Annotated in this window: 8 protein-coding genes; 6 read left to right on the top strand and 2 right to left on the bottom strand. The window is 38.2% G+C overall.

Features of this window, described 5'->3' with window-relative positions; translation table 11 throughout:
- Positions 1–29 precede the first annotated feature (29 nt).
- Entirely contained in the window at positions 30–3,293 is a 3,264-nt protein-coding gene (locus E0Y80_RS17415; protein WP_156308954.1) for a hypothetical protein, read from the bottom strand.
- Between the two features lie 144 nt (positions 3,294–3,437).
- Positions 3,438–4,511 carry a tail fiber protein gene (locus E0Y80_RS17410; RefSeq protein ID WP_231596086.1) on the bottom strand — a complete coding sequence of 358 codons (1,074 nt, stop codon included), beginning with the start codon at positions 4,509–4,511 and terminating at the stop codon, positions 3,438–3,440.
- A gap of 388 nt (positions 4,512–4,899) precedes the next feature.
- Between E0Y80_RS17410 and E0Y80_RS17405 the strand changes: the two genes are divergently transcribed.
- Genes E0Y80_RS17405 through E0Y80_RS17380 form a run of 6 tightly spaced genes read left to right on the top strand, consistent with a single transcriptional unit; the run spans position 4,900 to position 8,539 of the window.
- A complete protein-coding gene (locus tag E0Y80_RS17405) occupies positions 4,900–5,259 on the top strand; it encodes a hypothetical protein (RefSeq protein WP_156308953.1) in 360 nt (119 codons plus the stop codon).
- A complete protein-coding gene (locus E0Y80_RS17400; RefSeq protein WP_156308952.1) occupies positions 5,259–5,765 on the top strand; it encodes a hypothetical protein in 507 nt (168 codons plus the stop codon). The genes E0Y80_RS17405 and E0Y80_RS17400 overlap by 1 nt, the downstream gene beginning before the upstream one ends.
- Before the next feature lie 23 nt (positions 5,766–5,788).
- Complete coding sequence (locus tag E0Y80_RS17395) at positions 5,789–6,460, top strand: toxin-antitoxin system YwqK family antitoxin (protein ID WP_156308951.1); 672 nt, start codon at positions 5,789–5,791, stop codon at positions 6,458–6,460.
- Positions 6,461–7,711 carry a hypothetical protein gene (locus E0Y80_RS17390; RefSeq protein WP_156308950.1) on the top strand — a complete coding sequence of 417 codons (1,251 nt, stop codon included), beginning with the start codon at positions 6,461–6,463 and terminating at the stop codon, positions 7,709–7,711.
- Positions 7,699–8,070: a type IV pilus modification PilV family protein gene (locus tag E0Y80_RS17385; RefSeq protein ID WP_156308949.1), complete on the top strand. Its 372-nt coding sequence runs from the start codon at positions 7,699–7,701 to the stop codon at positions 8,068–8,070. The genes E0Y80_RS17390 and E0Y80_RS17385 overlap by 13 nt, the downstream gene beginning before the upstream one ends.
- A complete protein-coding gene (locus E0Y80_RS17380) occupies positions 8,060–8,539 on the top strand; it encodes a prepilin-type N-terminal cleavage/methylation domain-containing protein (protein ID WP_156308948.1) in 480 nt (159 codons plus the stop codon). Before E0Y80_RS17385 ends, E0Y80_RS17380 begins: the two co-directional genes overlap by 11 nt.
- Positions 8,540–8,543: the final 4 nt, after the last annotated feature.

The raw sequence follows: 8,543 nt of genomic DNA, 5'->3' as shown, positions 1-8,543 counted from the left end.
TTCAGTAGTCTTTTCATCGTTCTGGTAGGTTAGGGACGGTAATGGTACTGGTAATCCGTAAGCACGTTCTTCTCAAAGTCGAGAACGTCCTTCAGGCGCTGGAAACCGTCGTACTCGTAATGCTCCGTGATCCCCCGAGGGTCCGTCTTGCTCGTCATACCTATCAAAGGTTTGTACGTGTAGCTCGTGACCTGTGAATGATCAAGGCTGTCACGCAGCGTCTTCATGTGCGTATTGATTGTCGCATCACTTACAGTGGCCGAATTCAGGCCGTTCAGGATCGTCGCAGAACTGTTTCCCAGAGCCGAAACGACTTCCGAATACGTCGCGTTCTCGATCTTGGCGATTGGATACTGGCCACCATAACCCCACAGGTAAACCGTAGGGGGGGTTGAACCTACAGTAATTTCCAGGACATTACCATAATTATCCAACCTATTGACCACATAATCCAATTTATATCTTAAATCGGCACTATAGTTTGAAACACTTCCTAATGGAGGGACTGTCCCCATCGCCCTGTTGCTGAACTTAAATGAGGAAATTAATGGAGCAATATCAAGATTTAAAGTTGATCCTTTAATGGGTATCCCCTTTCCACCAGCATCGTAGGTAAAAGTTGTTCCCGAAATAACTCTTTGTTCAGTGCCTTTTTGCAGGATATTTACCCGCTCTACTGGAATATCCAAAATATGGCTGTTTAATAGAGGTGCAACCAGAGGATCGGAGCCATTAAAATCTTTTGGATAAAATGTTTTAGATATTAAATTGGTTCCGTCACTTTTATTTTGGAGGATTTCACTATTTTGATAAATGGAATTATAACTATAAATATTATTCTGGGACTGCCCCGGCAAAATAATTGTGGTATCCCTTTCCAATAGTATTACGTCAGAATAAATGTCATATTTTGCTATGAACTTACTTGAATAGAGCGTAGCTTCATCGACTGGTGAAAGATAAGCTATGTTAGAACCAATTTTGACTCCTTTAACAGATTTGATGGAAGGAGCGGGAATTATATACTTATTAGAAATTGATTTTACGATAGCATTGGTATTACTTTTTTGATATATCTTCAATGGTTTACCCCTCTTCCAATCAGTGATCGATAAAGGTGGACTTGGAAATCCAATCCCACTGTTCTTGTCTGGATAGTCGGAGTAATTAGTGAACAGATGTTGGGTCTCTCCATTTTGTTTGCTCTCTCCCTTGCTTATATTGACATTCTTATAACTAACATATCCTCCATTGCTACTGGAAAGAGGATATTTGGATTCAGATTTATAGACCTTATAATCAAATATTTCCATGTAGCCAGCTCCTGGATAAGTTTCGATTGGCACTTTCCTAATTGTCTTTAAGGAATTATGAAAATATTCTGGAATAGTTGATACCTGTCCACTTTCCAAACCGGTAACAGGATCTCGGTAGTCAAAATTTTCCACTTCAATATTATCCTTAAAATTTTTGGTAATTTTCTTTATCCGAAGTCCTGGACCGTCAACATACCCTCCCTGATTTAGCGTCTTAAACTTCCCTGTCATCGATATACTGAAATAGACATATGGAACGCCATTGAACTCTGTTTCTATTGTTCCCTCCAACACATAAGTTCCAGGCAAAAGTTTAAAGATTTGAGGGGATTGGTGAGGAATCTGTACATAGGCATTGGTTGTCTTGTTCCTTACCCCAAGCGTAATAAAACATGAGCAGTTTGCAGAAAAACCCTGTGTATTTACCGTTGGCTTGAATTCAACTTCACCTACAGAGGGGTTTATGACAAACTCCTTTGAAAAATTAAAAAGATAGTCTGAGGTGTTATTATTTCCTGTTAGTGTGGCAAAAACACTGTCCCTATCCATTTCTTCAGGGTTACCCTTATATTTATTGATCTCATAATCAAAGGAAATCTCCCCTTTGGTAGGATAAATTATTTTTTTCAAAACTCCTCTTTTTAAAAAATTAAAATCTGGCCTCCGATCAGCTCCCATCCAGGTTCCCGATACTTGGTATGGAACCAAGGTCGTATTGGTACGACCGTTGTAATATCCCCAATGATCCTGAGAAAAGGAATTCCTGAAAGGGAGATTACCTGGTTCATAAATAAATCTATGCGGTGGGATCAAAGCGTTATCCTGGCCAATCTCTTGCACGGAATCAAGTCTCAACCTAAAATTATCATAAATCGTATTAAAAGGATGGGGGCTCCCAACAAAATCCTTATCCATGTAGGAATGATAAAGTCGAAAAGTCTTTTTGAACTGTCCACGGAGAATTTCGATTTCCTTAAGTCTGAAATCACCTTCCACATCCTTTCGTGGAGTAGTGTCCGGAATAAAATTGATCTGCCCACCTGCAAAGGTTATTTTATTAAGAAACGAGGAAGAAACATTGGTATTTGAAATAAAAACAGATCTAGATTCTTGGGCGTCTACATCTAGGGTGACTGGGATGGTTCTAGTTTCTGCAGTAATTGATGTAAATCTATTTGAATACGTTAGATATTCAAAATCAACTTTATTTCCTAGAACGTCCTCAATCTGTTTCAATAACCATCCTGTATTGGATTGGTTTTCACCCAGGTCATTGGAAGGACCGTTAAATAGAACAGTGGACAAACTTGTGGAACTTTCCATATCGTTAAACTTATACTTCGTTCCGTCCGTATCCGTAATGATCCAAGCATAGCCGGAGATAGCTCTCTGGATCCTAACATTTTTGTCGCCTGGAATTACTAAATACTGACCATCTAAATCGATTACAAAGCGAAAATTCAATGCACCAGCGCTGACAATGTATACATCCGGCTCCCCATCAACTGTTCCCCTGGAAATTGAGTTAATAAATTGGATCTTTTCATTTTCGGTCATTCCATTGTTGATGTATTTTTTCAACTGCGCCCTATCCAGATAAAGATCGTCATCCAATCCGTTTGTCTGCTTCATGACCCTTCCGCCAGCATTTAGGGCCCACCCCATACCTATACGGCTTGAAATCTCATCGACCTTTATTCCGCTAGAATTATAATCCAGCTGAATGGGGAAATTAATTTTCCCAACTGATACATTATATATCGGAATTCCTATTTGCGGAATTCCAGAAGAGAGGTTGACATTCATTTCATAGAACTTACCAATTGATGCCGCCTCGGGAGAAACAAAGTGTTTTGAAATGGTCTCTATCAACATGTTCTTATCCTGTTGGACATTTTGAGCATATAAGTTACTGTAAATCGTCAGATAAAAACCAATGCTTAAGAAGCTAAGGAAAAATGAAAAAGAATATTTCATAAAATATTTTAAAATTAATAATTGGCAATTGATATTATTTAAACCACTATAACAGATTAGAAAAATTATTGGCTTGTGTTATAAATAAAATTCAATATTTGATATTGTTTATCATGACAATGAGTAAAAAAACAAAAAATCCGGTTAACTTTCAACACTTTGTTCCTTCAGCCTGCCATCCTTTCTAATTTTCTTAACCTCTTCTTTGAGTTCCTCAATTTCCTTTTCCTTTTCAATCAGATGAAGGGTAATCTCCTCCAATTTTTTAAGCAACAGCTTATTCAACTCTCCAAGGGATATTCCTTCAGCCTCTACCTCTTTAGCTGTTGGGACATCGGGTAAGTGACCATGGTTCTTAATAAACTCAGCGGTCTCTCTAAGAGGAGGCACTCTATAATCATCCTTAAACACATAATCTGGCCAATTACTGGCTTCAACCTTAATTTCCTGTGAACGTATCTTCCCATTCACAGCTAGATCGAAATCTCCAGGGGTATCGGTCTTGACACCAACCTTCCCTGCAAAATAGAAATTCTCACCGCCATTCGCATTGTTCAATAGTGAGGCAATGGTTGGTTCATTACCATTGACCTCCTCTACCCTCGGTCCATAAAAGTATTGTCTATCATTGGCATTATTATCATAGAACAGGTAAGATCTTATCTTATTGGTCGTACTTCCAGAAATTGATTTGTAATCCGTTATGGATACAACTTTTTTTCCAGTAATTCCATCATAAATCCCACCCAGGCTGACCGTGGAGGCATCTGTACTGGCATGAATATATCCTACGATTAAATACCACTTGTTCAATTCCGGTAAATCTCCATTCCAGAAGTACGCATTGCTATTTAATGTTCCTGCTAAAGTATTCACATTTCCGCAACCAAAATAACTACTTCCATCCGTGGAGTTTGCCTTTTTCATCCAGATGGTATAGCGGTACATTTTTTTGTGGTCCAGGGAAAAATCAGTACTGTTAAAACCTCCATCGTTATTTCCGTCTCCACTCGGCATGGCCTTCCAGAGGACAGCTCGGTTCCCTTGGGGGCCATCCCCCCATTCCCTGAGGTTTTCAGTAGTGGGACCATTTAAGGTAAAGCCAGCAATTGGCCCTTCACCTGCGGCCCACTCATTTAAGTTCAATAAATTTTGCGTATACCCCCTTTGCATGCCGCAAAGCAGAAGTGCAATAAAAAATAACTTTAAAAATTTCATTTCTAAATCGGATAATTTGGTTTGGCAATTTTTAATCGACCGATGTAAGATACTAAAATTCTTTAAAAGAAATATAAAATTTATTTTTAACAGAACCGACCATAAATGTCATTAATAAAAAAATTCTGTGAAATTCTTATTGATGGTATAAAAAAGAAGGAAAATATTTGAAAGTTATAATTACATTTGAACCTTTATCCAATGTATCATCTAAAAACATCAGTACTTTTAGATAAAATTCATTTTTTATAATTCACTGTCTGTTTAAATTAAAAATGAGAAAAACTCCTTAATTTCCTTAGGTTTTTTAAGATCAATTAAACTTTTAACCTAAAAAGGCTATACGATCCTTATAAGAATTATATATATTTACCCTACACTTAATATTATGAATAAGCTGGTTTATTATTTACTGTTTTTTTTACTGATAACCTCTTGTGCCGATTTTATAGAATACCCATTGGAAAAGGAATCTGTAGAATTGAAAGCACCCGCTGATGACCTGAGTACCAGGGACTCAGTTATCACCTTTTGGTGGAATACGCATCAGGATGCCAAATATTATAGAATACAGATCGTATCTCCCAGCTTTGAAAACAGTGCGCAGCTAATCCTTGATTCTCTTGTTGATAAGAATCAATTCCAGATCGAACTCAATCAGGGCGAATATCAATGGCAGGCAAGGCCTGAAAACGATGGTTCCGTAGGATTATTCCAGGAACGGCGAACTTTACGTATTATTAAGTAATGAAAGAGAAAAAGCATAACATTTATATCCTGTTTACCTTAGTACTTGGAATATGGGGCTATGTGATCTATGTGGTCCTTTCAAAATTTTCAGATCATGATCCGCTTCCCCTATCCAATAAGGGCATGGTAGAGGTACGATCGAATTTGGACACTTATCGATGGAAGGAAGATCTTACCTATGACAGCATTCCCTCCGATGCTTTCTTTCAGGAGGTATCCTCGACCGAGAATAAACCTGATGAACAGGTTGATCAGGATGCAGGGCAAGGTTTACCTATGGAAACCTATGACCCTTTGGCCTATGCCCCTGCCCTAGATATCCAATACTTGGGTTTTATCGAAAACTTAAACATGAATCAAAAGGTGGCCTTAGTTCAGATTGCAGGAAAACAGCACTATCTGAAGACCAAACAATCGATTGATGGTTACACCATTCTCTCGATTTACCCGCATGAAATAAAGGTAAAAACCAATTCTCAAACAGTAACCATTTCCAAACAATGAGACCCCTAAAATTTATCATCCCCATGATCATCCTATTTTCTTGTTCAAAGAATGCTTTCAGCCAATATCAAAGGTCGGAATATGAAAAATTATTGGATATAAAGAATAGGATAACGATCAATCATGATGACGGGAGATTGGAGTCTTTTTATATTACAGATGAAAAGACAAATGTACGATCGGAAAAATTCTATTTCTGGTACCAATCCAGAAAGGTCCAAAGGACACAGGGTGGTTTTTCAGGAAAATTACTTCATGGGAGCTATCAAGAATTTTCTGGGAATAAACAATTACGTAGGCAAGGATTTTACAGGAAAGGCCTGCCCCATGGAGAATGGAAATATTGGTCCGACAGCCAGCACCTCCTAAAAGAAGAGCATTGGAACAAAGGCAGCCTGAATGGACTGGTCAGCCTATACAATGAAAAGGGGGGGGTATCAATGAAAGGCCCGATGAAAGATGCCCAGTGGGATGGAAAAATACAGGTATTGGATACTCTTGTGAATGATTATCAATGGAAATATTATCACGAAGGGGTCGAAATCAGTGCGGAGGAATATATTGATCAGAATATATTCCGAAGAACGGCAAATTTCTTCAACTCACTGTGGGATAAGGTATCTCTAGGTAACAGGACCGATAAGATCCTCCCATCTAAAAACCAAGAAATATTACCAGACTTAGATTCCAATTAAATGCTGAAGGCCTCTTCCCTACAGATCTCCATTATTATCTCATTGATACTAGCTATTTTGTTAGGAAGTCTTATTCTGATGTTCTATTACTTTAGGACGCAACAACAGAAATTCGACAGGTGGGAAAACTTAAATGCCGATGTGGAGGCCGCTACAACATTATCGCTCTCAAATTATTTTGCAAACACTTCCGGAGATACCGTGATCTATTTGCCCATACGTTCCAATGATTCAGTGAAGATCAATAAAAAATTTTGGGGAATGCTCGAAGTTGCCTCGATTACCGCAGTTGAAAATTTGGACACATTGAAAAGGAGCTTTCTTATCGGGGAGAAGCCCATGGATTCTACCATCCTTTATATCACAGATGAAGACCGTCCGGTATCCATCAGCGGTAAAACTAAAATTCAGGGAAATGCCTTCTTGCCAAAATCAGGGATCAGACCGGCATTTGTTGACGGGGAATATTACGATGGAATCAAAGAATTGGTAGATGGCAAAATCTTGGAAAGTTCCCAGAAAATGCCACAGGTGAACCTTGAAATATTACGTGCTATCGAATCCAATTTCAAAGGTGTAAATGATAATAACCGGCCGCTATTAAATGGTAATCCTATCCTGAAGAACTCCTTTTTTAATGAGACCCAATTTTTCAGGATAGAATCCCCACAGGTGTTAAGCTTGGATTCTGTTAAGGGTAATATTGTGCTGGTCTGTGACAGTGCCATTACCATAACCGGGCAAACAGTATGGGAAGATGCGATCGTCTTTGCGCCCGTTATAAAAATTGAAAGTAATTTCAGGGGAAAGGGCCAATTTTTTGCGACCGATTCTTTGGTGATCGGAAAGGATGTCGTTCTGGATTACCCTTCGGTAACAGGACTTATTGCGAAAGATAGCGTCAATTCAATGGCTAAAATATCCATTGGAGAAAACACGAAGATAAGAGGCCTGGTATTCCTATACCGGGAAGAGTTAAATGAGCAAATGGACTTGATCGAGCTTGGAAAGAACAGCAACATCCAAGGAAATATCATTAGTTTTGGTCTGCTTAAATATTCGGATCCGCTTGAGATTAATGGTAGTTTATATTGCTATAGAGTTATAACGGAACGACCGAGTTCGCTCTATGAAAATTATTTGATAAATTTAACCCTAGAGCGAAAGAAACTGAATCCCTATTTTATCAGGCCCTATTTTTTTTCGGGAGACCTTCATCTTGAAAAAGGCATTGCATCATGGCTGAATTAAAACGCAGAAAGAAATATCACCTGAAGGCCTCAACCTTGATTGAGGTTCTTATTGCCATGATTATTTTGCTCACCGTATTCTCCATTGGTATACTCATTTTTACCAAACTGACCAGTTCAGTCAAAAGCAATAGTAAACAGGACGTTCAGTGGATGATGAAGCAGATCAAATTTCAATATCTCAACGAACCGGATATTCAAGATCCTGAAACTGCTTGGGAACATCATAATTTTACCGTTCAGGAGGATAGCCTTACAGGTTATCCCGATTTGAGAAAAATAACCATTTATGCAATGGACTTCAATCAAGATAGGCTTACCGATAGCATGGTGTTCTTAAAGAGAATCTATGAAGAATAAATTACATTTGTCTGCATTTACGTTAATGGAACTTACCATTGCTATGTTGATTTCAGCAATATGCCTGGGAATTGCATTTTTTATTTTGAATAGCTTTTATAAATTTGGGACGGTTCAACAGAAAGAAAGGACGGAGAATTTAAATGTCAGTCATTTTTATCATCATATGAACAAAGAGATACGGAATGCTGACGAAGCATATTTCTTGGACAATGTCGTACTGCTTAAAAGGAACGATTACATTTCCCAATACATAATTATGGATTCCTTAATAATTAGAAAGCAGGGGGACATGATTACAGATTCCCTCCTTAGCGTAATAGAAGATATTCAGCCTGAATTTGTAAAAAGCATGGATAATGGATTAATAAAGTCAATTAACATAACCCTAAAAACCAAAAATAGATTGATTCCCTTTGTCCTGTCAAAGGATTACAGTGCAGAACAATTGATAAAAATTTCCAACTAGCTTC

It is taken from the genome of Sphingobacterium endophyticum (assembly GCF_009733535.1).
Lineage (GTDB): Bacteria > Bacteroidota > Bacteroidia > Sphingobacteriales > Sphingobacteriaceae > Sphingobacterium > Sphingobacterium endophyticum.
The sequence above is the reverse complement of the archived record's forward strand: the minus strand, read 5'-3'. Positions and strand labels throughout refer to the sequence as shown.